Raw genomic sequence first — 24640 nt, forward strand, 5'->3', positions numbered from 1 at the left:
ATGCACTCTCACTTTCTTCTATAAAATAGTTTAAGCTTCTACAGTATATAGGAGCTCTTGTTCCTTCACAGATGTACGCCCAGAGGACTTAATGGAATCGTACTCTTGAATATTTGTAATAATGACCGGTGTAATGGTGCTATAGCCTGCTTTTTCGATCTCGGCTAGATTGAATTCCATCAGCAGGTCGCCGACAGCTACCTTTGTTCCAGCTGTAACCTTAGGCGAGAAATGTAGTCCTTTCAGCTTCACTGTATCAATACCGATATGAATCAGCATCTCGGCTCCGTTGTCACTGACCAGACCAATGGCATGTCCGCTCTTTGACAAGGAGAACACCGTGCCGCTGACAGGTGAAACTACCCGTCCCTCAGAAGGTTGAACCGCAAAGCCTTTACCCATGATTTCTTCTGAGAATGCAGGGTCATTCACTTCGCTGAGCGGCTTAACTTCACCTGTAATCGGACTGTAGATAACTTCACTAACCTTCTGCGCATGTTCCTCCTTGAGTAAAGCTGTAGGAACGGATGCACTTGCAGAGACAGTTGTGGCAGGAGCTACTGCCGTCTCCACAGCGGCTTCCGGCTCCTCTTCGAAACCCAGGATATAGGTTACCACTGTTGCAACAGCGATACCGATGGCAAACCCGATAAGGGAATAGACAAAGGTTGCACCCAGAACCATTGGAATCCCGGACAAACCTGCCAGACCGCCTATGACATAAGCTTTTACTTTAAACAGACTCAGGAATGCTCCGCCTGCTGCCCCACCAATCAAAGCGGCAATGAACGGCTTTTTGAAACGCATATTCACACCGTACATTGCCGGTTCGGTAATCCCCATCATCGCAGTAACACTTGTGGAGAGTGCGAGTGGTTTAAGTTTGCTGTTCTTCGTTTTCAGATACACACCAAAGGTTGCACCGGCTTGGGCAAAGTTAGCGACCATCATGATTGGAATCATGTAGTCATATCCAAGGCTGGCAATCGAGGCGATCATAATCGGAATCAGCGCATAGTGCATTCCTGTAATGATCAAGAGGGACATCGTACCGCCCAGCAGCAGGCCTGCGAACAAGCCGGTATTGTCAAACAGCCAGGAGATTCCTCCGGTCAGCCCGTTACCAATGATAACTCCCAGCGGACCTACAGCAATCAGGGTTAGTGGCACAATCACGAGCAGTGTAACAGTAGGAACAATGATCAGCTTCAGCGATGCGTGGGTGATTTTATCAACCGCTTTTTCCACATAGGAAGCCAGCCATATTGCAATAACAATCGGAATAACCGACGAGGAATACGTTGCCGCAACAACCGGCAGGCTGGCAAAGGTAATCGGCTCGCCTGAGCCCAGCAAAGTCGTTACTGTCGGATGAAGAATTGCTGCACCGATCGCAGCGGCAATATACATATTACTGCCCAGCTTACGCGCGGCACTGACCGCCAGAATGATCGGCAGGAAGTAGAATGCGCCGTCGCCGATGGCTGAAAGAATGACATAGGTTGAACTGGTGCTGCCCATCCATCCCGCAGCTACCAGCAGGGCAATGATCCCTTTGATCATCCCCGCGCCGGTGATAGCCGGCAGGATGGGAGTGAAAATACCGGAGATGAAATCAAGCACGCTGCTGAGCGGATTCTTTTTCTTCTTGGCACCCGCACCAGCGGAACCTGAGCTTACTTTCCCGTCGGGAGTACCGGACATGTTCTTCACAAGCTCGTTATATACAACAGGAACATCGTTGCCGATGATAATCTGGAACTGGCCCCCGTTAATCATTACACCCATGACCCCTGGTGTCTTCTGCAGCGCGGCTTTGTCTGCCAGCTGATTGTCATTGAGGTTGAAGCGCAGGCGGGTCATACAGTGGGTCACCTGATCAATATTCTTTTCTCCGCCCACCAGCTGCAGTATTTCTTTGGAAAGTGCTGTTTTATCCATGATGATATGCTCCTTCAAATCTGAGTATGTGGTACAAAAAAAACCTAAACACCGAGTAGTGACGCTTACTTGCCGCCAACACTATTCAGCGCTTAGGTTTTGCCTGCTTAGAGTAACAATCCCATATAGCTATTATTCTGTTGTCTGTTCACTACGGACAATCCGTTCAATATGGATCGTCATATACAATATTTCTTCCTTGGATAAATTCCGCTTGTAAATTTTGCGGGTGTAATCTGCAATCTTCACTGCGCAGGCATAAGCCTCAGGATATTGTACACTGACGAGGTCATGCAGGGTATGATCCCCATCCTTGTCATCAATCGGCGTTCCCTGAACAATCCGCTGGGCAAAAAATTTCAGATGCGTCAGAAAGCGATAGTAGCTCAAGGACTCCTCATCCAGTTCAATCAAAAAGCTGCGCCGGACAATATTGAAAATGTCTTTTACAATATTGGTGATGCTTACGGTTTCACGCATTTCCCCGTTCAACTGGGCATTCACCAGATGCATCGCAATGAAAGCGCACTCGTCTTCCGGCAGTGATACACCAAGACGGTCTTCGATAATTTGCAGCGCCTTAAGGCCGATCGAGAATTCTTTGCGGTACATTCTCTTGATCTCCCATAGCAGTGCATTCTTGAGCTGTAGCCCCTGACGGTGACGGTCGATGGCAAAATGGATATGGTCCGTCAGTGAGATATATACGCTGTCATGCAGCTTCTCGCCCAGAACCGTCTCCGCGTAGCGGATCACTTCATCGGAACACTCCACATATTCCATCGGAATATCTGACAGCAGTGTCATCAGCTTTTGTGAGACTTCTTTATTTTCCAGTGAAAATACCTTTTCAATCTTGTCCTCATCAAGAGGATCGCCGGATTGCTTCTTGAAGGCAATTCCCCGTCCCATAATAACCAGTTCATTCTGACCGGCGTCGATTACGGTTACGACATTATTGTTGAGTACCTTCGCAATTTTCATTCCATCACCTTACACCGTCAGAGTAGTAAAAAGGCAAAACCAAAACTGGCACCATAATGCCGGCTTCTGGTTTTGCCTGATAAGTACAGTAACAATCCAGTTAGTTAAACCTTTATAAGCATATTAGCATATTGGCTGTAGAATGACAACGTTATAATGAAAACGGTTTATAATACTTCCCCGTTGGACTCAATGACCTTTTTATACCAGTCAAAGGAATCCTTCTTGCTCCGTTTAAGTGTGCCCTGTCCCTCATCATTCCAATCAACATAAATAAATCCATACCGCTTGGACATTTCAGAAGTGGACATGCTGACCAGGTCAATCGGTCCCCAGGCTGTATAGCCCATCAGTTCTACACCATCCTTGATTGCTTCCCTCATCTGAATAATATGCTGCTTGAGGTAATCAATCCGGTAATCATCGTGGATGGAGCCGTCAGCTTCGACACGGTCGATCGCCCCTAAACCGTTCTCTACAATAAATAATGGTTTCCGGTAACGGTCATACAATGTATTCAAAGTAATGCGCAGGCCGACCGGATCGATCTGCCAGCCCCAGTCGGAAGCCTGCAGATAAGGGTTCCTCACCCCACCGATCAGGTTACCCGCCGTCGCTTCACCTTCTGGTCCTGCCGTTACAGTCAGGGTCATGTAATAGCTGAAGGAGATGAAATCGACGGTGTGGGCGGCCAGAATTTCGTCGTCCCCCGGCTCACGCGCGATGACAATGTTATTTTCGGCAAAATAGCGGTTCATATAGCTTGGATACTCACCACGGGCATGCACATCGGTGAAGAACAGATTCATCTGGTTCTCCAGCTGGCTCTTGCGGACATCTTCAGGGTTGCAGGTATGCGCATAAGATTCCATACGGGCCAGCATGCAGCCGATCTGTAAGCCAGGAATGATCTCGTGGCCCAGCTTAGTTACCAGCGCACTTGCCACAAATTGATGATGCAGCGCCTGATATACGGTCTGCAGCTTGTGTTCCACCTTATCGGACAGGATGCCGCCGCCAGTATACGGGCTGAACAACATCACATTGATTTCGTTGAAGGTCAGCCAGTATTTTACTTTGTTCCGGTAGCGGGTAAAGACAGTTTCGGCGTACTTCACATAATGCTGTATCACTTCGCGGCTGGCCCAGCCGTTATATTTCATAGTCAGGCCAAGCGGCGTTTCATAATGCGACAAGGTTACCAGCGGTTCAATCCCATATTTAAGCAGCTCGTCAAAGACGTTATCGTAAAACTGCAAGCCTGCTTCGTTCGGCTGAGCGTCGTCTCCGTTCGGAAAGATCCGCGCCCAGTTGATAGACATGCGGAAGACCTTGAAGCCCATTTCGGCAAACAGGGCAATATCCTCTTTATAACGATGGTAGAAATCAACGCCTTCACGCTTCGGAAACCGCTCGCTCAGGTCCCCCGCAAGAATCTGCGCAATACGCTCCGAGGAAATTTCCATGGAGTGATCGCCTTGACGCTGGGCTTTAGGAACATAAGCGATCATATCCGCTGTGGACAGACCTTTGCCGTCCTGATCAAATCCACCCTCAAGCTGGTTGGCTGCCGTAGCGCCGCCCCACAAAAAATGGTGAGGAAATCCTGTGTTTGCTGTAGCCATAAAAATAACCTCTTTTCTATAAGTTCATGATGATATATGGCCGAAAAACAAGAAAAACCTAAACCGTTGGAAAATACATTCGAGCTCTTCAAGAAGAAGTCGAATGATTTACCATCAGTTTAGGTTTTGCCTGGCACGGCCAGTAACAATCCATTAAACGATGAATTTAAGGATTATTCAGTTAAAACCATCCTAACACAGCATCTATGAAATTTCAAACAGTAGCTAAAAATATGTTCTAACCAAACGCCAGCATGCATATGGCGATGGCGGCTATGAAGCCGACAATGTCGGAGAACAGGCCGACCTTAAGCGCATACCGTCCGTTACGGATACCTACAGCGCCGAAATAGACGGTTAGCACATACAGGGTAGTGTCGGTACTGCCCTGGATTGTGGAGGCAATCATGCCGATCAGTGAATCCGGCCCGTGGACGCGGATGAGGTCTGTCGTATAGGCAAGCGAGCCGGTGCCGGTCAGCGGGCGGAGCAGGCCTAGCGGCAGCACCTCGGGCGGAACGCCAAGTCCCTGCAGCGCCGGTGCGATGAACCCCATCAGGAAATCCAGTGCACCGGATGCACGGAAGACGCTGATGGCGACCAGCATGCCGACTAGATGCGGGATAATGGCAATGGCGGTCCCGAAGCCGTCCTTGGCCCCTTCTACGAAGGACTCATAAACAGGAACCTTGCGCGTAAAAGCATAAAGCGGAATGAATGTGATCATGACCGGAATTGCCCAGGCCGATATGAGGCTGATTAGCTGAAACAAGCGCAGCTCACCCTTTCATGGAGGAATGCGGGAGGGCCGGCCCCCCTCTGGCTGAATCCCCCGGCCTGATCGCCGGCGGCTTCGGCGGCCTGCGCAGCAGAGTCAGGCGGCGGAACAGCCTGTCCGCCGCAATCGCTGCCAGCGTCGCTACTGCCGTTGCAGCGAGCGTTGTACCGACAATACCGGCCGGTTCAGCCGAGCCATAGTTGAGCCTGATCGCAATCAACGTGGCAGGAATGAGTGTAATGCTGGCAGTGTTCAGCGCCAGCAGGGTGCACATCGCCGGAGTAGCAGTCTCCTTATCAGGGTTCAGCGTCTGCAGCTCCTGCATCGCCTTGATGCCCATAGGTGTTGCTGCATTGCCGAGACCCAGCAGATTTGCACTCATATTTGAGAGTATATAGCCGATAGCCGGATGGCCTTTCGGCACATCCGGAAACAAAAAGCCAACGACCGGGCCGAGCAGGCGGGCGATTTTACGCAGCAGGCCTGCATCCTCCGCCACCCGCATCATCCCCATCCAGAATACCAGTACGCTGATCAGGCCGAAGCTTACGGTAACTCCGCTTTTGGCGCCGTCAAAGACAGCTGCCGTGAACTCATCCATCCGGCCGTTTACGGCAGCGAAGACGAAGCCGATCACGATCATCGCCAGCCAGATTCCATTAATCATGCCGTTCCCCTCCCCTCCGCTATCCGCGTCCTGTTATTTCCCCATTTGCAACAGCGCGCGCAGCGCACTGCCCAGCGCCTGCAGCCAAGTGTCTGCCGGATACTCAGCAGCCCCCGCCGGAGCGTATCGCTTCATATATAAAGATTGCTCCGGAGGAAGCTGCTCCGGTGTATAAACCGGCACCCGGCCGATCTCCTTTCCGCCGAGCTGCAGCACCAGCGCCCCCTTCAACCCAAAGCTGCTGCGGGCTTCAGACCCGCCAGAAGCGGCCGGCTGACCATTCAGAACGAGCTTCGTGACTATCCTGGCTTCTTCACCCTGTCCGAGCGGATAGGCAAACTTCTTTGACGTTACGAAACTATATCCGCTGATGCTTTCCCCGCGTTCAATTAAGGTTTTGAGCGGATAATGGTTAAAGCCGAAATTAAGCAGCGAAGCATGGTCGTTCCAGTCATTGCCATCATTCAGCGTCACTGCCACCAGCTGCTGCCCGTTCCGGGTGGCGGAGCTGACCAGACACCGCAGCGCCTTTTTGGTATAGCCTGTTTTTACTCCATCCGCACCTTCATAGAGACGGAGCATTTTATTTTTGTTAGCCCATTTGTAGTCCCATTTCTCATACGGATTGTCCGCCGTTTTCTCCTGGGTTCTCACAATCTCCTTAAAAACAGGATTATGCAGCGCGTATGCGGTCAACACGGCTAGGTCATTGGCACTGGAATAATGGCCTTCAGCATCCAGCCCGTGCGGATTGGCAAAATGCGTATGGGTCAGTCCAAGCTCCTCCGCCTTGGCATTCATCAAATAGACGAAGCCCTGTTCCGATCCGCCGACATGTTCTGCGATCGCAGTGGCCGCATCATTCCCGGAACGAAGCATCAGACCGTAGAGCATATCCTCCAGCTTCATTTCCTCCCCCTGCTTCAAATACAGTGAGGAGCCCTCCTTGGCAAAAGCATTCTTTCCTACTTTGACCTTGGAATCCAGATCCCCATTCTCTATGGCCACTATGGCAGTCATGATTTTGGTCAGACTGGCGATCAGCATTGGCTCATCTCCCCGGCTGCTGTAAAGAATCCTGCCGGATTCCACATCAATCAGCGCCGCCGCTCTGGCATGAGTTGTGATAGAGATATTCTCCGCATGAACAAGATAAGGTGGAGCCCAAACCACCAGCAGTGTGCACAATATCAAAATTAACGACGACCTAAAGGTTAATGTCTTCATGTTCATCCTCCGGCTTTTATCAGATCTTAGGGTTCCGTAATGAATTATCATCCTATGTTGTACAAGTGTATGCAGCTTGAGGAACAGGTATGTCCTCCGCTTGTACCGTTCACATACAAAAAGGGACACCGCCGCAAAAGGCGATATCCCGATTTTTGTCTGTCCGGACTTCTAATGGGTGGATGAATTCGAAGGTACCGTTTCAGCTTTTACCTCTGTTTTGGTAACTTTAGCACCCACTACTTCCGCCCCTACAGGTGTACCGTTTTGAAACATATTCTGGATTTTGTCGATCAGGTTTGGCGTAGCGTCAATAATTTTCTCGAACAGATGGGTCTGATTATCCAGCGGCACAATATGTACCCCTTCTCTGCCCACTACGAGAAACGCGATTGGACGGATCGAAACACCGCCGCCGCTACCTCCTCCAAAAGGAAGCAATTTGACCCCGCTTCCGCTGCCGTTCACACCAGGGGCATCATCTTCCACCCGGTAGTCACTGCCGCCTGCGGCAAATCCAAACGCCACTTTACTAATCGGCAGAATAACGCTGCCATCCGGTGTTTCCACAGGATCTCCGACAATCGTATTAACATCCACCATACCCTTGATATTTTCCATCGCCGTCTGCATTAGACCTTGGATCGGATGGTCACTCATATTGTTAGCCTCCTTTGAATTCTAGGGACTTCTAATTCTTTCACAGGTGATATCATCCCCCATCGGCACCATTTGTATGTAAGACGTTTCTTCGGAGGAAATTCCAAGCTGAGTGAGCTCAGCGTTTTTGCCTCAAAAGCTTAATCCAACGGGACAAACCGCCCTTAACCTCCGAAATGCGGCGCAGCAGCAGCAAACCGGCAAATAAGACATATGCAACAGACAGCTTCCCGGTACAGACAGCTTCTGTAGAATAGCACAGCTCATCCCGGAAAACCGGCACAACAAACATCCGCGGACGCTGCTGCAGCCGGACAAACTGTGACATCCAGCCCACGAGACTCCATTTTAACCCCCAAAGTGCGCCTGTTGCCGTGGCTGTGTACGCTGCATCACCCAGCGAAAAATCCGTTGACCAGTCGAGTTTGGTAATCTTGACATGGGACAAGAGGCCCTTAAGCCATTTCTTTAAACCCCGGGTTGCCCGCAAAGCCTCTTTTAGATGGTCCGCCCATTCCTGCACCGTTTCTTTATTGATTTGTCCTTCTGTATCAGAATCTTGGCGGACTGGCGCAATCCCGCTCTTTTCGAGCTTTACCTTCACCCCGCGTTCAATCCCTTCAAAAACTAGCTTTGGCAGCTCATAATGGAATTTAATCAGCCCGAACAAGGCTCTAATATCAAATTCCAAGCGATCATCCTTACCGAGTCTGCATAGGCGGAAGTGAAAATGGATAGAGGAAGACAGGGCGAGTACAATCACAAACAACAGCACGGCCAAGGGTATAGCAAGCCATAACGTCACGGATTAACCTCCAAGCAGCCTTTTTATAGGAACACTTGGATTAGTATGGCAAAGTTGGCTGGAAAAAATTCGGGACGATCACAAAATTCCCAAACAAAGTAAAGCCCCGGCTTCAAAGGTTATACGGACACTTTACGGGGAACCGGAAGAAATACAAAAAACCGCTGCTCCCTAAAGGAACAGCGGCAGTAAAATATATAAGTCCTTATTCCGTCAATGCCTGTCTAAGGTTGCTCGACATCGTCGAAGGTTAACTGGCTGTCCAGCTTGTTGAATAGAAGCTGTGTCTCCTCTTCAAGACTGTCGGAAGTATCGAAGCTCGACGGCTCCGGCAGTTCCTTCAGGCTGGCCAGGCCGAAGCTGTCCAGGAATGACTTGGTCGTACCATACAATATAGGGCGGCCAACGGCCTCTGCCCGTCCAACCTCATGAATCAGATCCTTGTTATTCAGCGTATGGATCGCCCGTTCGGACTTCACTCCGCGGATTTCTTCAATCTCCACCCGGGTAATCGGCTGACGGTAAGCCACGATAGCCAGCGTTTCCAGTGCCGCTTGAGACAACGAGGATCTGGAAGGCGAGTACGCCAGGCGCTCAAAATACGGTGCATGGTCAGGCAATGTGGCCAGCCGGTAATTCCCGGCAATCTGCACCACCTGCAGACCGCGTTCCTGTGAAATGTAATCGTCCTTCAGCTCTTCAAGCGCTCTCGTTGCCAGATCCGGGCGCTGCTCGGTAATCTCGGCAATTTGACGGGCTGATAAGCCCTCATCGCCGGATAGGAACAGCAATCCCTCAATAATCGATTTCAGCGTTTTGTAATCCACTGAACTCCTCTCCCCCTCTCCACTCCATTACAATGTCATCAAATAATTTCTCCTGATAGCAAAATATCGCCTTCATTTTCATCAGCTCCAGAATTGCCAGGAAGGTTGTTACGATCTCATGCCGGTCCATGCTCTCATGCAAAAGCGCAGAGAACCGCAGCCTGCCGCCCATCCCTTTGCGCATCAGCGCCTCTGACACATCCCGTATCCGGTCCTTCACTGAAATTTCGTCACGGGTAATCCGCTGATACGACGATCTTCTGGCTGCCTTGCTCAGCGCTTTGCGGAAGGCGGCAATCAGGTCAGACGTATGCAGCCCTTTCAGGGTGTTGTCCACCTGTGTCGGCACAAAAGGCCCTAAATCCTCAGGTTCCTTCGTAAAAATAAGGCTGCGCTCACTCTCCATATCCAGCAGCTGTACGGCAATGCTCTTGATTTTGCGGTATTCAATCAGCCGTTCCACCAGCTCTGCACGCGGATCATAGCCGTCGTCCTCGTAGTAATCGAAATCCTCGATCTCAATGACCGGCGGCTTCGGCAGCAACAGCTTGCTCTTGATGGATAAGAGGGTAGCTGCCATTACGAGAAACTCACTGGTAATATCCAGCTCAAGCTCCTGCATCGTCTGCAGGTATTCCATGTACTGCTCGGTAATCTCGCTGACCGGAATGTCCTGGATGTCGATTTCCGCTTTGTCAATCAAGTGCAAGAGCAGATCGAGCGGACCTTCGAACGTCTCCAGCTTATACAATACAGTCACGCGATTTCCTCCTGCTAAAAAAAGTAAAGTGCAGCGCCGCTAAATGGACGCTACACAAGTAGAAAGATTTTTTATAGACCATGCTTTCTTCTCATACTTATAAATAAGCACGATTAAGGCTGATTCGTCAAGAGGCTGTCTTACTTAAACAGCTTGTTCAGGTTAGCCATCTCGATGGCAGAGGTAGCTGCATCCCAGCCTTTATTACCCGCTTTGGTCCCCGAGCGCTCAATTGCCTGCTCGATATTCTCAGTAGTCACGACACCGAAAATAGTCGGAACGCCTGTTTTAAGATTGATTGCCGCTACGCCTTTGGCAACCTCGTTGCACACATAGTCATAATGTGTTGTAGATCCGCGGATTACTGTGCCGAGGGCAATGACGGCGTCATATTTGCCGCTTTCGGCCATTTTTTGGCAGATCAGTGGGATTTCGAATACGCCCGGAACCCAAGCAACATCCACCTCATCATCGGCAACACCGTGGCGCTTGAATGCGTCCAGGGCACCGGAAAGCAGCTTGCTGGTAATAAATTCATTGAAACGTCCTACAACTACACCATATTTCAAACCCTCAGATACTAAATGTCCTTCAAAATAATTCGGCATTGTGTTCATCAACCCTTCATGTTTAAGTTAGTAGTTTATGGTAAAAGTTAAGCTTTCGAATCCTCATTTTGTTCAATGTTATCAAAAGTCAGCAGATGGCCAAGCTTGGCCTGCTTGGTATGGAGATAATTGGTGTTATCCTTATTCTCCGGCATCTGGATCGGCACGCGCTCAACCACCTCAAGACCATAGCCTTCCAGCCCTTTGATCTTGCGCGGATTGTTGGTCATCAGCTTAATCTGGCGGACGCCTAAATCCTTCAGGATCTGTGCACCGATGCCATAATCCCGCAGATCAGCCGGGAAGCCCAGCTTCAGGTTGGCATCGACAGTGTCCAGCCCTTCTTCCTGCAGCTTGTAAGCCCGCAGTTTATTGATCAGGCCGATACCTCTGCCTTCCTGGCGCATATAGAGCAGCACACCTCTGCCCGCAGCTTCAATCTGGCGCAGCGCGGCTTCAAATTGCGGGCCGCAGTCGCAGCGGTGGGAATGGAAGACATCACCGGTGAGGCATTCGGAATGCACGCGCACCAGTACCGGATCTTCTCCTGAGATGTCGCCTTTGACAAGAGCAACATGCTCCTTGTCGTCCACCTCATTTGTATAGGCAATGGTCTGGAAGTCGCCGAAGTCTGTCGGCAGGTTCACCGATACTTCACGGTTGACCAGGTGCTCCTTCTCATTACGGTAATGGATAAGATCCTTGATGCTGATCAGCTTGAGATCATGTTTCTTCGCAATTTCGACGAGATCCGGCAGACGGGCCATGGTGCCGTCAGCCTTAACGACTTCACAGATGACGCTGGCAGGATAAGCGCCGCACATGCGGGCCAAATCAACAGCAGCCTCGGTGTGGCCGGAGCGGCGGAGTACGCCGCCTTTCTTGGCAATCAGCGGGAACATATGGCCCGGTCTGCGGAAGTCTGACGGTTTGGCATTAGGGTCCATTAATGCTTTGATGGTCATGGAGCGCTCACCGGCGGAAATACCGGTAGTCGTATCAATATGGTCAACCGATACGGTAAAAGCAGTGCCGTGATTGTCGGTATTGTGGGTAACCATCGGCTGCAGATCCAGCTCTTCGGCCCGTTCCGCTGTGATCGGCACACAGACCAGACCGCGGCCCTCCGTGATCATGAAGTTGATGACTTCCGGAGTGGAGCGTTCGGCCAAGGCGATAAAGTCGCCTTCGTTCTCACGATCCTCATCATCGACCACGATAATCACCTTGCCGCGCATCAAATCATAAATGGCATCTTCAATTGAGTCCAAGACGCTGTCTTGCTTGTCATGCTCGCTCATAGTTCTGTCCTCCTGATGACTCTACACTGGCCCGCTGGCCGCTGTAAGCCTATTTCTTATTTATACAAACCCGTTCGCCGCCAGGAAATCATGGCTAATCCGGGAACTGCTCTCTTCTTCCTCAGTGCCTGCTCCCCTGTAATGAAGGAGATGATCGACATATTTGCCGAGCACATCGCATTCAATGTTAATGCTGTCGCCAGGACGTTTATGGTTAAGCACCGTTTCTCCAAGCGTATGGGGAATGATGGAGACGGTGAATGCTGATGAAGTCGTGTTTACCACTGTAAGGCTAATCCCGTCAATTGTAATGGAGCCTTTAGGGATAATATATTTGAACAAGGAATTCTTATCCGGCGTGATCTCGAACACGACTGCATTCTGGTCACGCTTCACACTACGGATCTCCCCCGTACCCTCCACATGACCCTGGACGATATGCCCGCCAAAGCGCCCGCCGGCGGCCATGGCCCGTTCCAGATTCATTTTGCTCCCGCTGCGCAGCTCCTTCAGATTGCTGTTGCGGTAGGTCTGCGGCATAACATCAACGGTAAAAGAATGCTCGCCGATCGAGGTCGCCGTCAGGCAGACACCATTGACGGATACGCTGTCGCCGATTTTCAGATCACTCATAATGAGCGATGCGCCGATATTCAGCACCATCATCTCACCGCCGCTGCTGACGCCGCGCAGCACGCCAACCTCCTCGATTAATCCGGTGAACATGTTATCCCCTCCTAAAAGTTTTGTTAGGATTACTTCTGTGAATATGCTTCGGACAAAACTCGCTTCGGAAGCATACGCCTAGTTTTGTTAGGATTACTACTGTGAATCTGCTTCGTACAAAACTTGCTTCGAAAGCATACGCCTAGTTTTGTTAGGATTACTTCTGTGAATATCTCCGGACAAAACTCGCTTCAGAAGCATCCGCTGCTTCCTAGCGGACTGGAGTCCCGCTGATACAGACATTATCCCCGAGCACTTCGACTTCCAATCCCTCCAGCATGACCGCGTCCTTCATCAGCTCGACGCCGGGGAATTCGAAGGTTCCCGCAGCCTGGCTTCCTCCACCGACAATCTTCGGTGCGAAGAATAACACTACGCGGTCAACCAGCCCGCTCTCCAGCATCGAGCCGTTCAACGTTCCGCCGCCCTCAAGGAGAATGGAGCTGATCTCCATTTCACCAAGCGCAACCATGGCGGCCTGCAGATCGACCCGCGGCCCCGCGCCACTGACGACAACCGTAACGCCTGCTGCCTCAAGCGCAGCCTTATGGGCCGGATCAGCAGCTGCAGTGGTAACAACAATTGTCGGTGCCTGGCCATCAGTGACTACTGCCGATTCAAGCGGAATCCGTAAAGAGGAATCAATCACGATACGGATCGGATGAAGTCCGGGCACTTCCATCCGGGTCGTCAGCGAGGGATTGTCGGCGATAACCGTGTTAACACCAACCATTATTCCCTGGTGACGGTGCCGCAGCGTATGTACAATTTCCCGCGCTTGTCCATTTGAAATCCACTTGCTGTCACCCGTCTTGGTGGCAAGCTTGCCATCCAGTGTGCTTGCACTCTTAAGAGTTACAAACGGCTGTTTCGTTAGTATATACTTGATAAACTTCTCATTCAGCCGTAAGGCGCGGCTGCGAAGCAGCCCCACTTCAACATCAATGCCTGCTTCGCGCAGCATTTGGATGCCCCGTCCCGCAACCTGCGGATTCGGGTCCTCACAGGCAACGACTACCCGCGCAACGCCCTCATCAATCAGCCGCTGGCTGCAGGGCGGTGTCTTGCCGTAATGGCTGCAGGGCTCAAGCGTGACATAAGCGGTGCTGCCCTGTGCCTTACCGGCGGCCATGTTGAGTGCATGGACCTCGGCATGGCCGGTCCCCCGCTGCAGATGTGTCCCCAGGCCGATCACAGCCCCGTCTTTTACGACTACACAACCGACAACCGGATTGATGCCAGTCTGTCCCTGCGCTCTTTCCGCCATATCCAGTGCAAGCGACATGTAAAACTCATCGTTCATGATATCCATGATCTGCCTCCAATCCTTACTTACTTCTTTATTTTATTAGCTAAATGCAGAAAAACCCGTCTCAATCTCCAGGCGGAGTTCAAGACGGGATATACGAGAGTTTACCGGAAATTCTAATAAATTGTGCGTAAATAAGCACCCTCACCTTTTCTTTGTGAAAGTTCGCACATAATATTTTGAAACACGGCTGTACGCCTGCCATCGGGTGGCAGAACGTCGATCTCTCCTTCTTCCATCCAGACTATACTGTCGGTCCCGGAATTGCACCGGGTCCACCGTTCGTTAGAATCATACGACGCGGGTAGCGGACTAAGCACTGTAGTGGCTATGAAAGCCAACTCACAATAACATCACCGCCGGTAGGGAATTACACCCTGCCCTGAAGGATCAAACCAGTATGAAATTAAAAAAACGACTTACTGACTAAAATAAAGTTAGCACTATACGTCAAAAAAAGCAAGCGTATCATTTACGCCTGCTTCATTCTTCGCTTGTCCATAATGAGTTCGGAACACAGTTATGTAACCAGCCTCTAGACTTCCCCCTGCTTGCCCGTTCTCAGCAAATCACGGATTTCCGTCAGCAGGACAATTTCTGGATCTGGGGCAGGTGTCTCTACTACCTCGACCTTTACAGCTTCCTTGCGTTTAAATCGGTTCGCCACCTTGATCACCATAAAGATTGAGAAGGAAATAATAAAGAAATCAATCACACTCTGCAGGAAAACACCGTATTTGACTGTCGCATCCAAATAAGTAAATGTTAGATTTTCCAGGTTCTTCCCACCGCTAATCAAGCCCATCAGCGGCATGATGATGTCTGCAACAAGTGATGAGACAATTTTGCCGAATGCAGCTCCAATGACTACTGCAACGGCCAGGTCGAGCACATTGCCCTTCATGGCAAAGCTTTTAAATTCTTTCCACATATCGTTCCCTCCAATAATTAAATTTTAAATTATTATAGCATCAGTACTGTGGAAGACCAATGATCTCTTCGTTGAAGCATGCTATCTGTTAATTATGCAGCTCCCGGTATGTATCCTCAATGAATTTCCTGTGTACAGAAGGCGGATAATGCTGCACCCGTTCGAATGCAATCTGTGATTGCTGACGCGCCTCTTCCATCTTCCCTTGTCTGGCATAGATTCTGGCTTTATAGGCATACGATGTGAACACACTGGCCCGGTCCAGCGGATGGTAAGCGTGATCCGGCAGCGTAACCTTTGATAACACCGCAAGTGCTTCCTCATCCCTTCCCAGATGATAGAGTGCAGCTCCGGTCACAAGGCAGCCGCTCGATGCATATATGCTTTCCCTGGCCTGAAATTGCTGCCCCATCCGTAACGCCTCCTCGTACCTTCCCTCCGCGTTAGCTTGTCTGATCTCAGCCAATTCAAGAAGCTGCACCGACAGCTCATCCTCTGTAAACTGCACAAACAGCCGCGCCTTATTTAAGTATGTTTTTGCTTCCTCCAGCTTCCCAGACATTTGGGCTAGATTGGACAACACGCGGTATAAATGATCTGTTAAATAATACACTCCTTCTTCCCGTGACAGGGCAACAGCCGCCAGCGCAGCTTCCCGGCTTCCTTCGTAATCACCCAGAGCAGATAAGGAAACACTCTCCGCATAATGGAGGTCGAGCTCGAAGAGAAAATCATTGCCGACTTTTTTGCTGGTATACTCCTCTCTGACCCGAAGAATCAGCTCCAGGCTCTCCTGGTACCGGCTTTGGGTGAACATGAGGGCATAGGCCAGATACTGTACTTTGGCACTTTCCACAAATAAGCCGAACCGCTCGTATATTTCTACCGCCCTGCTAATTGCATCGATCCCTCCGTCTGTTCCCGTATAAAAGCAGGCATTTACATAGAACTCCATCAGACGCGCTGCATCCACGGTCATCGGAAGCTTCCCGTCCATAAGCGGCTTTACTGCAGAAATAATCGCCTGGTAATTTTTTTGCTTGAACTTAGCTTCGATGTCGCGGACCATGCGGGCCAGGTCTAGGCTCTGGCTGTCTTCAAGGAAATAACCGGCATCTACGCCAAGGCGCTTAGCTAATATTTGCAGACTCCGCATGGAAGGCAGTGCATGCCCGTTCTCAATTTGGCTGAGCATACTTTTGGTCATAGCCTCTCCGGCCAGCTCGCTCTGGGTAAGCCCTTTTGCCTTGCGGAGCTGTTTGATTTTATCTCCGATCATCTGTTGAGTTGTTGTCATAGGGTGGCCCATCCTTCTGTCCGTCTTGATCTCAGTATAGCTTAATATAAGGGAGCAAGAAAGAAAGTTAAATTAAATTAAACTTTTTGTTGCGATTTTATGGGATTGAGCATAATATAAGTTTAATATAATTTAACTTTATAAAGAGGTGGATGGTTTGAAGATGAAAAAAGGATATTTCGCCACTCCAAGCAGCCGTAATATGCTCCTCTTCTTTACCGGCAAGCTCGCTTCGATCCTGGGCTCTGGCATGTATACATTCGTGGTGGGATTGTATATTCTGAAACTCACAGGCTCGGGAAGCAGCTTTGCCGTTACCCTGATCTGCGGAATGCTGCCGCGGATTGTGCTTGCGCCCTTCGCCGGTGTGATGGCAGACCGGATGAACCGCCGCATGCTGCTGATATACTCAGACCTTGCGGCTGTCCTGACACTGCTGCTAGCCTTTCTGGCGGTCTCTCTGGGTGGAGGCATGCTGCTGCCCATCTATACCTCACTGGTTCTGCTCTCCGTATGCTCCACCTTCTATGGAATCTCCGTCTCCTCCTCCCTGCTTCAGCTCGTCGATTCCCAGTACATCCAGCGCGCCGGCTCTCTCAACCAGATGGCCGGATCCATTGGCAACCTGCTTGCACCGGTACTTGGGGGCATGCTGTATGCCGTCGTCCCGTTCAAGCTCTTTATGCTGCTGAATGCAGCAGGTTTTACCATTTCAACCCTTATGAGCTGCGGACTCAGGTTCAAACGAGACCCGGAGCTGACAGAATCCGGCGGAGCAGCAGATCCTGCTGCCCTAAGCCATGCAGGGCGGGATCTATCAAATATGATGTCAGAACTGCGCAGCAGTCTTACCGGCGGCATCTCGTATGTATTTAAAAAGCCAGTTATCCGGGCTATCCTTATTATTGTGTTCTGGGTCAATTTTTTTGTGGTAGCGCTCAACGTCGTGCTGCCCTTTGTGGCCGTGGAGCATCTGTCACTCTCATCCGGCCAGTACGGAACCCTGAATGCCATGCTGGCTGCAGGTATGCTTGTGATGTCCCTACTGCTGAGCGTACGCCGCCAAAGCAGCAGCCCTGCCCGCTCCCTGATTCGGGGGCTTACGTCACTCGGACTGCTGTTTATAGCTATGGCACTGCCGCTGATATTCTTCTTCAGCACCGGCTCCGCCTTCATATTCCTGCTTGTACTGATGTTTCTAACCGGCAGTACGGTTATGAATATTAACATCCCGATTCAAGTGTATTTACAGCAGACGGTGGAGGCGGATTACCGCGGAAGGGTGTTTGCCGTCGTCGAGACTGCATCGGGGGCAATTGCACCGGCAGGAATGATCCTGTATGGACTGCTCGTGGACCTGCTTCCAGCTGCATTCCTCCTAACGGCCTCAGGCTTGGCAATTTTACTGGTCACTTTGCTGGGACGAAGAGGCCTTAAGAGCGGCAATGAGCTGGAAGCCAATGAGAACCGGGAAGCTGAGGTACAGCTTCATGCCTGATCAGGCAAGCTGCTGCTTGTGAAGAAAGGATAACAAAAAAATAGCACGCGGCATTATCTGCCGCGTGCTATCAGTTATGCTGTTTATGAGGTTAGCTGAATGGTTGACCGGTAATAGCTAGTTCTGCTTCCGTCTGAATACCCGGTTTAGTACAAAGCCGATTACAATCAGACCAAGTCCTGCCAGATAGATCGGCATTGGACTACTCTCACCCGTCTGTGGCAGCTTGCCGCCGCTCGCCGGATCAGTCACTGTTCCTTTTGGAATATCATCCTCATCGATATCGACTCCACCAAGCGGAATATCATCATCGATAACTGTTTCTCCCGGTGCCGCTGATGGAGCAGCAGGCGGTGTTGACGGTCCTGCCGATACTGGCGGTGTTATCGCCGGTCCGCCAGGGATGGCATTATCATCAATAATCACTCCCGGAATCGGAGAGCTTGTTGGGAAAGGTGTGCCCCCCGGAAGCGCCGGTGATGGTGATGCTGCTGCTGACGTTGTCGGCGCAGGAGTAACCTCTGCCGACGTTGTCGGTGCAGGAGAAACTACCGGCGATGCGGATGCCAATGGAGACTCTGTTGGCGTTGTTGACGCTGTCGGTGCTGCAGTTGGTGTAGCCGTCGGCACTACTGGTGTATTGTACACCGTCAGATTGACGCCAGCGGCAGAACTAATTGTAACAGGATACTCTCTTGTATCTAGGACATATCCGCTCGGGGCTGCAGTCTCAATCAGGACGTAGCTGCCCAGCCAGATATTATTGAATACTGCAGTGCCTGCCGCATCTGTTGTACGGGTGTTGACCAGCACCCGGTCTGTGCCGTTAAGCCGGTAAAGCTCAAACGTAGCACCTTCGAGCACCTTTTGGCTGTTCTGTGCATCCAGCTTTTTGACGGTTAGCATACCTTTAACACCGCTGCCTGTGCCCGAACCGCTGGATACACCAACGATCACTTCTTTGGTCGTATCCTTCTCAATCAGGATGTTATTATTTCCGCTGAATCTCACTTCGTTAACCAGCTTATCGCCAGTATTCGCTACAATCAGTGACTGGTATTCCAGCACATAAGCGGAATCGATAGCCGAAGCAAAGCTTAATTCGAAGCTTTGTTTACCATCAGCATCAGCAATCACTTTCAGGGTATAGTCAGTACCTTTTGTTAATTCAGCACTGCTTTTCGTTACCTCCCCGTTTGCTGCTACAACTGTAGGATAGAGATGGAAGGAGTCCGGCAGCAGTATTTGATTCGTGCTTGGTGTATCTGTGATTTTAGCATCCTTCACATGGGACTGGGTCCGGTTAATGGCGATACTCCAATTCACTTTATCACCATTTTGCTGGCCACTCTTAAATACATACTCACCACCATGCGGAATGTTCACGGAAGCGGTCAAATCTTTGGAAACCTTCTTTGTGCCATCAAACAGCTGTGCTGTATTGACAACATTGCTGTCAATCAGCTGTCCTGCAAGGCTGGTTTTAAAGACAACATAATACGGTTTATTGATGCTGTCAGTAAACACAAACCTATACTCATTGCCGTTATTGACCCGGTAACTATAGGAGTCTGGGGCCAATTCATCCCCTTTGGTATAGTCCCCGTTGGCATTCAGATTCATCTTATACACTTTGAGTGATCCCGGAACCAGTGTCTGCCCGGCTGTCAAAATGTCCGAAACAACAGGCTCTATTACCGCGACACTCGTATAATTGACACCAATCGTCCAGGTTATTTCTTTGGTTGCCGCATCATAAACTCCGGTCTTGAATCCGTTGTTCTTATACTCTGGGCGGGGAACAAACAATCCGTTTGCACTGGCCGTACGCATGCCTTCAATATCCTTCCAGTCGACCTTAGCCGTGTTGACGAAATTGTCGCTCTTCGCGTAGGAACTGCTGAATTTGGTAGTATAACCGATAGTATAAGTACCGGTTATCGTTGATTTAAATATCACCTTAAATCCGGTATTCCATCCGGCATGCGGCGCACTGGATTCATTATAATCCAGCGTGTAAGCCGAGTTATCAAGCACCGCTCCGCTGCTGTTTCGCACAACCAGTGATTCCGGTATGAATTTTAGTCCGCCCTGCGGGAATGTATCAGTCAGTACAACTTCCTTCATTGGATAATTGTCACCATTCACGGTGATCTTCCAGTTTACCGTCTGTTTCGAGTAATCCACTCCGGACAGCGTTTTATAAACAATGGCCGGACGAATCAATTGAGTAGCTGAAGCGCTGTAGGTACTGTCAGAAACTGTGTTGGTAATTGTAGTATCTTTATAAACTCGGCCCTGTGCCTCTGTCTTATACTCAATAAGGTAAGCGGAGGATATGCCGTTCAGGAACTGCAGCTTGAAGCCCGCCTTCTCTACTCCGATAATACCGGTCAGCGTATAATCCACATTCTCCGCCAGAGCCGTACCTTTCGTAGCTTTTCCCGTAGAATCAAGTGTAACCGGGTATACCGTAACTGAGTCGGTTACTAGCCGCTGAGAATCGTCGAATAAATCTGTCAGCACAGCACTCTGCTGCGGGACAACCCTCTTGTTATAATTGTATTCGATCGCCCAAGTGGTAATATGCTTACCCCATTCGTAATTGAGCGCCTTTTTGTTCAGGCTTCCGCCACGCTGTACAGCAACTGTTGCTGATGCGCTGACAGGATCACGTCCGTCTCCGGTAAATGTAGCTGTATTAGTGTAGCTGGCTTCGTCACCTGTAATTCCAGTGGAATAGGCGATCCGGTATGCTCCGTTTAGCACGGAATCTGTGAAACGGACGATCAGCGTGCCCCCGGTTACCTCAGCACTATATTTGCTGGTATCAATCAAGTTACCCTGCAGGACTGTTCCATCCAGCTGTACGTTCAGCTGATAAACAGCGAGGGTAACCGTACTGTCCAACGACAGTCCAGCCGGAATAGGATCAGTAACTACGGCATTCTGGACGGATTCCAGTTTCTTGTTCACATCGACTGTCCAATCGATATGGTCCGCGTTGAAGCCGCTGGACACGCCATTCTTGGCAATAGTTGAACTGACCTCCGGCCTGAAATGCACCGTCACAGTCTGTATGCCTCCCTCAACCGGGAACAGGATCTGCTCGACCGTGCTGCCGTTCAATTGGGTGCGGTCGAATTTCGTATTAACCCGCAGCGTCCCATGGACATTGCCATGATTCTCAATGTAATTATTGAAGGTCATGACCACCTGATGTGTGGATTGGCTGATCGTAAAATCACCGACCTGCCCATCATCCGACACAAGCGCTCCGCTGATATCATTGAACAGCTGGAACTGTCCGGGAAGCTGGAAGGTGAACGTATCTCCGGCTGTGTAGCTGTGTCCGTCCGGAAGTGCCCAGGTATAATCCAAGGTTACCTTGGAATTAACATCATACACACTGTCCGTAACTGTGCTACCGTCCGGCCCGTATACTGCCATGGAAACACTGGTAATGATGTTCGTTTCATGATCTATGGCAGCTGCTTTAACCTGTGACGTGAATCCGATGCCGTAGGCATATTGCACAAAAAGCAAAAGAATCACAATGGCCAGACTTACTTTTTTTCTCATCATTCCCCGGTAGCCCCCGTTTCTGAAATTATTAAAATTCGCCCAAAAGCCAGTTATGTATCTCGGTTATCCGCATCCATCTTATGTCAGATTGCAGAATTCTCTTCCTTTTCTGGTCAGCTTGAGCGTTATATACTTATATCACCGAAGTATAGAACTTTAGAATCAGATTATGTTTAAAATAAAATAATTATTTTCGGGGAATATGTTCAACATCCGGGGGGAGAGAAAATTGTGAATTATACTATCTTTTTTGAGCGGCAGCATGAGACCGATTTCATCATGTTTTCCTTGCCGCATCTCATTGCTCTGGCTTTGGTCGCTCTAGCTTGTCTGCTGCTGTTCGCTTCGCGGACGGCACTCCTTTCGCGACCTTTTCTCCGGGACGCCATCCGTTTTCTGCTGGTCATTGTTCTGCTGGCTTCGGAAGGCGGCCTGCATCTTTGGTACCTATCTCAGGACATTTGGACCATTCAGCATTCACTGCCGCTGGAGCTGTGCGGAATCACACTTCTCTTATCCGCGGTTATGCTGCTTACCCGCAGCCGGCTGCTCTACTCCTTTCTATACTTCGCCGGTATCGGCGGCGCTTTCATCGCACTGCTTACACCTAATCTGGTTTACCCGTTTCCGCATTTCCGCTTCCTGCTGTTTTTTACCGCCCACGGAGCCATCGTGCTGGCCTCCCTGTTCATGACCTGGGCCTATGGCTTCCGGCCGGGCTTACGGTCACTGTTCTTTACCATGGGCTGCCTCAATATGATCGCCGTCTGCGTCTTTGCCGCGGATAAGCTCCTGGACACCAACTACATGTTCCTGGCGCATAAGCCGGATACCTTGTCCGTACTCGATTATTTCGGCCCCTATCCCTACTATCTATTGGTAGAAGAGGTCTTTGCCTTCGTGATCTTCCTGCTGATGTATCTGATCTTTTTCAAACTGCCCGGGTTCCTCAGCTCCCAGCGCAGCCGCAAAAGCCGGAATCGTTAATTCTATAAAAAGACAGCACCCTGCCGGTAAAACCAGCAGGGTGCTGTCTGAAAATAAAAGAGGACGGTTACCCGCCCTCCGGTATATAATCCTTACGCTTCGATGATTTCCACCGAAGTCATTTTGTCGCGTCCCTGGAAGCTGTCAACCAGCTCCATGCCTTGTACGACTTTACCGAATACAGTGTGTACTCCGTCAAGGTGCGGCTGCGGTGCATAGCAGATATAGAACTGGCTTCCGCCTGTGTTTTTGCCGGCATGTGCCATAGCCAGCGTTCCGCGCTCATGCTTGTTAGGGTTGATCTCACAGTTGATGGTGTAACCTGGACCGCCGGAACCTGTACCATTCGGGCATCCGCCTTGAGCTACAAAACCAGGGATAACACGGTGGAATACCAATCCGTTGTAGAAACCGTCTTTAGCCAGCTTCTCAAAGTTGGCTACAGTATTTGGGGCATCCTGTTCGAACAGATCGATCAGCACTACGCCGCCGTTTTCAAGAGTGATTTTCGCTTGCTTTGCCATATGTAAATGACCCCTTTCGAAATAACAGATGTAGAACACTTTTATTAGTTTACTATGAATCCGCGCACAAAGCAAAGCCAGCGGGAGTGTTTCCCGCTGGCTTCATGCATATCTTCATAAACTGCAGTTTTCGGCAGGGCTGTAATTATTTCGTAACAGCCTGCTTGGCAATACGCTCCGGTACAATATCGTTGGCTACGATGTCATGATGGGACTCGCGGCGCACAACCAGATCGCTCTGTCCATTCTGCACGAAGACCACGGCCGGACGGCGAATCCGGTTGTAATTGCTGGCCATCGAGTAATTGTAAGCGCCAGTGCAGGCAACTGCGAGCAGATCTCCGCTCGCAACCTTAGGAAGCTCCACGTCCCAGATCAGCATATCTCCGCTCTCGCAGCATTTGCCGGCAATGGAGACAGTTTCCTCATTGGCTTCCGTAGCACGGTTAGCCAACAGCGCCTCATACTTGGATTCATAGAGTGCAGGGCGCGGATTATCTGTCATACCGCCGTCTACAGCCACATATTTACGGACTCCCGGAATCTCCTTATTCGTTCCCACGGTGTACAGCGTAGTGCCGGCATCACCAACGATGCTGCGGCCCGGCTCTACCCAGATCTGCGGCAGCGAGCTGCCGATTCCGCTGAAATGCGTCTTCACCGCATCCGTGATGGCCGCAACATATTCAGAGACCTGCAGCGGCGTATCGCCTTCCACATAACGGATACCAAAACCGCCGCCGAGGTTGACAACAGGGAAATCAATGTCCAGTTCTTCCTTCACTTTGCGGGTGAAGTCAGCGATCCGTTCAACCGCAAGCTGGAAGCCTTCGGTCTCGAAAATCTGCGAGCCGATGTGCGAATGAACGCCAAGCAGCTGCAGGTTGGCTTGGTCCGCAGCCTGCTGCACCGCAGCATAAGCGGAGCCGTTGCCGATATCAAAGCCGAACTTCGAATCGGTCTGGCCGGTCGAAGCATAGGCATGATGGGCATGGGCTTCAACGCCCGGCGTTACACGCAGCAGCACATTTACGGTCACTTCTTTGCTGGCAGCAATGGCTTGCAGGAGGTTCATCTCCACCAGGTTGTCGACCACGAAGCAGCCGATTCCCGCTTCGATCGCCATTTCAATCTCATCCGGTGTCTTGTTGTTGCCATGGAAGTGAATGCGCTCCGCCGGAAAACCGGCCTGCAGGGCTGTATACAGCTCTCCGTCCGACACTACATCCAGTGACAAGCCCTCTTCATCGGCCAAACGGCACATCGCCATGATTGAAAAGGCTTTGCTGGCGTAGGCCACCTGAAATCCGAGCCCGGAAGCTCTGAAGGCATCCATGTATTCGCGGCAGCGGCGCCGGATTAATTGCTCGTCCATTATATATAGCGGGGTACCATATTCCGCCTTCAGTTCGGTCACATCACATCCGCCGATTTCCAAATGACCGGCATCATTAATTCGGCTCGTCCCGTGTAAAAACATTGTTCAGTCCTCCAATTTCTGTGGAATATCTCGATTCCAACCTGTCTATTATATGTTATTCAGCCCCGCAGAGTTCTAAAATTAGGCAAATTGCTTAAAACTCATTCCTAACGAGGGCTA

General features: G+C 50.5%; 21 protein-coding genes and 1 riboswitch. Of the genes, 2 read left to right on the top strand and 19 right to left on the bottom strand.

Features of this window, described 5'->3' with window-relative positions; genetic code table 11:
• Positions 1–30: 30 nt before the first annotated feature.
• The 16 genes from L6H70_RS08210 to L6H70_RS08285 form a co-directional block, all read right to left on the bottom strand.
• The gene (locus tag L6H70_RS08210) at positions 31–1941 is read right to left on the bottom strand and encodes a beta-glucoside-specific PTS transporter subunit IIABC (RefSeq protein ID WP_236331742.1); all 1911 of its coding nucleotides are present in this window, start codon (positions 1939–1941) and stop codon (positions 31–33) included.
• A 132-nt stretch (positions 1942–2073) separates the two neighbouring features.
• Positions 2074–2925, bottom strand: coding sequence for a BglG family transcription antiterminator LicT (licT, locus tag L6H70_RS08215; protein ID WP_236331744.1), 852 nt, complete (start codon positions 2923–2925; stop codon positions 2074–2076).
• 167 nt (positions 2926–3092) lie between these two features.
• Positions 3093–4550, bottom strand: a complete 1458-nt coding sequence (locus L6H70_RS08220; RefSeq protein WP_236331746.1) for a glycoside hydrolase family 1 protein — start codon at positions 4548–4550, stop codon at positions 3093–3095.
• Between the two features lie 238 nt (positions 4551–4788).
• On the bottom strand, positions 4789–5277 hold the full coding sequence (locus tag L6H70_RS08225; RefSeq protein WP_236333198.1) for a spore maturation protein: 489 nt from the start codon (positions 5275–5277) through the stop codon (positions 4789–4791).
• 52 nt (positions 5278–5329) lie between these two features.
• The gene (locus L6H70_RS08230) at positions 5330–5995 is read right to left on the bottom strand and encodes a nucleoside recognition domain-containing protein (protein WP_236331748.1); all 666 of its coding nucleotides are present in this window, start codon (positions 5993–5995) and stop codon (positions 5330–5332) included.
• A gap of 33 nt (positions 5996–6028) precedes the next feature.
• Positions 6029–7228, bottom strand: coding sequence for a D-alanyl-D-alanine carboxypeptidase family protein (locus tag L6H70_RS08235; protein ID WP_236331750.1), 1200 nt, complete (start codon positions 7226–7228; stop codon positions 6029–6031).
• A gap of 165 nt (positions 7229–7393) precedes the next feature.
• Positions 7394–7882, bottom strand: a complete 489-nt coding sequence (ytfJ, locus tag L6H70_RS08240; RefSeq protein ID WP_236331752.1) for a GerW family sporulation protein — start codon at positions 7880–7882, stop codon at positions 7394–7396.
• 118 nt (positions 7883–8000) lie between these two features.
• Positions 8001–8687, bottom strand: coding sequence for a DUF2953 domain-containing protein (locus L6H70_RS08245; protein ID WP_236331754.1), 687 nt, complete (start codon positions 8685–8687; stop codon positions 8001–8003).
• A 224-nt stretch (positions 8688–8911) separates the two neighbouring features.
• Entirely contained in the window at positions 8912–9514 is a 603-nt protein-coding gene (gene scpB / locus L6H70_RS08250) for an SMC-Scp complex subunit ScpB (RefSeq protein ID WP_206100881.1), read from the bottom strand.
• Positions 9483–10274: a segregation and condensation protein A gene (locus L6H70_RS08255; RefSeq protein WP_206100882.1), complete on the bottom strand. Its 792-nt coding sequence runs from the start codon at positions 10272–10274 to the stop codon at positions 9483–9485. The genes scpB and L6H70_RS08255 overlap by 32 nt, the downstream gene beginning before the upstream one ends.
• A 140-nt stretch (positions 10275–10414) precedes the next feature.
• A complete protein-coding gene (ribH, locus tag L6H70_RS08260) occupies positions 10415–10882 on the bottom strand; it encodes a 6,7-dimethyl-8-ribityllumazine synthase (protein ID WP_054941407.1) in 468 nt (155 codons plus the stop codon).
• A 47-nt stretch (positions 10883–10929) separates the two neighbouring features.
• A complete protein-coding gene (locus tag L6H70_RS08265) occupies positions 10930–12183 on the bottom strand; it encodes a bifunctional 3,4-dihydroxy-2-butanone-4-phosphate synthase/GTP cyclohydrolase II (RefSeq protein WP_236331755.1) in 1254 nt (417 codons plus the stop codon).
• 60 nt (positions 12184–12243) lie between these two features.
• Positions 12244–12909 carry a riboflavin synthase gene (locus L6H70_RS08270; RefSeq protein ID WP_236331757.1) on the bottom strand — a complete coding sequence of 222 codons (666 nt, stop codon included), beginning with the start codon at positions 12907–12909 and terminating at the stop codon, positions 12244–12246.
• 211 nt (positions 12910–13120) lie between these two features.
• On the bottom strand, positions 13121–14221 hold the full coding sequence (gene ribD, locus L6H70_RS08275) for a bifunctional diaminohydroxyphosphoribosylaminopyrimidine deaminase/5-amino-6-(5-phosphoribosylamino)uracil reductase RibD (protein ID WP_236331759.1): 1101 nt from the start codon (positions 14219–14221) through the stop codon (positions 13121–13123).
• Between the two features lie 220 nt (positions 14222–14441).
• A riboswitch (FMN riboswitch) is annotated at positions 14442–14612 on the bottom strand.
• A 141-nt stretch (positions 14613–14753) separates the two neighbouring features.
• The gene (mscL, locus tag L6H70_RS08280; RefSeq protein WP_236331762.1) at positions 14754–15149 is read right to left on the bottom strand and encodes a large conductance mechanosensitive channel protein MscL; all 396 of its coding nucleotides are present in this window, start codon (positions 15147–15149) and stop codon (positions 14754–14756) included.
• Between the two features lie 88 nt (positions 15150–15237).
• Positions 15238–16446: a helix-turn-helix domain-containing protein gene (locus L6H70_RS08285; protein ID WP_236331764.1), complete on the bottom strand. Its 1209-nt coding sequence runs from the start codon at positions 16444–16446 to the stop codon at positions 15238–15240.
• 163 nt (positions 16447–16609) lie between these two features.
• On the opposite strand from L6H70_RS08285, the gene L6H70_RS08290 reads away from it, so the two are divergent.
• Complete coding sequence (locus L6H70_RS08290; RefSeq protein ID WP_236333200.1) at positions 16610–17944, top strand: MFS transporter; 1335 nt, start codon at positions 16610–16612, stop codon at positions 17942–17944.
• 117 nt (positions 17945–18061) lie between these two features.
• On the opposite strand, the gene L6H70_RS08295 is transcribed toward L6H70_RS08290, so the two are convergent.
• A complete protein-coding gene (locus tag L6H70_RS08295) occupies positions 18062–21529 on the bottom strand; it encodes a collagen binding domain-containing protein (RefSeq protein ID WP_236331765.1) in 3468 nt (1155 codons plus the stop codon).
• Positions 21530–21760: 231 nt separating this feature from the next.
• Between L6H70_RS08295 and L6H70_RS08300 the strand changes: the two genes are divergently transcribed.
• Positions 21761–22516 (top strand): YwaF family protein, encoded by a 756-nt coding sequence (locus tag L6H70_RS08300; protein WP_236331767.1) that lies wholly within the window; start codon positions 21761–21763, stop codon positions 22514–22516.
• 92 nt (positions 22517–22608) lie between these two features.
• On the opposite strand, the gene L6H70_RS08305 is transcribed toward L6H70_RS08300, so the two are convergent.
• Together L6H70_RS08305 and lysA are read right to left on the bottom strand one after the other, a co-directional pair.
• Entirely contained in the window at positions 22609–23040 is a 432-nt protein-coding gene (locus tag L6H70_RS08305; RefSeq protein WP_054941416.1) for a peptidylprolyl isomerase, read from the bottom strand.
• Positions 23041–23185: 145 nt separating this feature from the next.
• Complete coding sequence (gene lysA, locus L6H70_RS08310) at positions 23186–24520, bottom strand: diaminopimelate decarboxylase (protein ID WP_236331769.1); 1335 nt, start codon at positions 24518–24520, stop codon at positions 23186–23188.
• Between the last annotated feature and the right edge of the window lie 120 nt (positions 24521–24640).

Origin of the sequence: Paenibacillus auburnensis (assembly GCF_927798115.1) — a bacterium.
Classification (GTDB): domain Bacteria; phylum Bacillota; class Bacilli; order Paenibacillales; family Paenibacillaceae; genus Paenibacillus_AQ; species Paenibacillus_AQ auburnensis.

Excerpts from the sequence above, each read along its gene's own strand:
- L6H70_RS08210 (WP_236331742.1), bottom strand. The coding sequence starts at position 1,941 with ATGGATAAAACAGCACTTTCCAAAGAAATACTGCAGCTGGTGGGCGGA.
- licT (WP_236331744.1), bottom strand. The coding sequence starts at position 2,925 with ATGAAAATTGCGAAGGTACTCAACAATAATGTCGTAACCGTAATCGAC.
- L6H70_RS08220 (WP_236331746.1), bottom strand. The coding sequence starts at position 4,550 with ATGGCTACAGCAAACACAGGATTTCCTCACCATTTTTTGTGGGGCGGC.
- L6H70_RS08225 (WP_236333198.1), bottom strand. The coding sequence starts at position 5,277 with ATGATCACATTCATTCCGCTTTATGCTTTTACGCGCAAGGTTCCTGTT.
- L6H70_RS08230 (WP_236331748.1), bottom strand. The coding sequence starts at position 5,995 with ATGATTAATGGAATCTGGCTGGCGATGATCGTGATCGGCTTCGTCTTC.
- L6H70_RS08235 (WP_236331750.1), bottom strand. The coding sequence starts at position 7,228 with ATGAACATGAAGACATTAACCTTTAGGTCGTCGTTAATTTTGATATTG.
- ytfJ (WP_236331752.1), bottom strand. The coding sequence starts at position 7,882 with ATGAGTGACCATCCGATCCAAGGTCTAATGCAGACGGCGATGGAAAAT.
- ribH (WP_054941407.1), bottom strand. The coding sequence starts at position 10,882 with ATGCCGAATTATTTTGAAGGACATTTAGTATCTGAGGGTTTGAAATAT.
- L6H70_RS08265 (WP_236331755.1), bottom strand. The coding sequence starts at position 12,183 with ATGAGCGAGCATGACAAGCAAGACAGCGTCTTGGACTCAATTGAAGAT.
- L6H70_RS08270 (WP_236331757.1), bottom strand. The coding sequence starts at position 12,909 with ATGTTCACCGGATTAATCGAGGAGGTTGGCGTGCTGCGCGGCGTCAGC.
- ribD (WP_236331759.1), bottom strand. The coding sequence starts at position 14,221 with ATGGATATCATGAACGATGAGTTTTACATGTCGCTTGCACTGGATATG.
- mscL (WP_236331762.1), bottom strand. The coding sequence starts at position 15,149 with ATGTGGAAAGAATTTAAAAGCTTTGCCATGAAGGGCAATGTGCTCGAC.
- L6H70_RS08285 (WP_236331764.1), bottom strand. The coding sequence starts at position 16,446 with ATGACAACAACTCAACAGATGATCGGAGATAAAATCAAACAGCTCCGC.
- L6H70_RS08290 (WP_236333200.1), top strand. The coding sequence starts at position 16,610 with ATGAAAAAAGGATATTTCGCCACTCCAAGCAGCCGTAATATGCTCCTC.
- L6H70_RS08295 (WP_236331765.1), bottom strand. The coding sequence starts at position 21,529 with ATGATGAGAAAAAAAGTAAGTCTGGCCATTGTGATTCTTTTGCTTTTT.
- L6H70_RS08305 (WP_054941416.1), bottom strand. The coding sequence starts at position 23,040 with ATGGCAAAGCAAGCGAAAATCACTCTTGAAAACGGCGGCGTAGTGCTG.
- lysA (WP_236331769.1), bottom strand. The coding sequence starts at position 24,520 with ATGTTTTTACACGGGACGAGCCGAATTAATGATGCCGGTCATTTGGAA.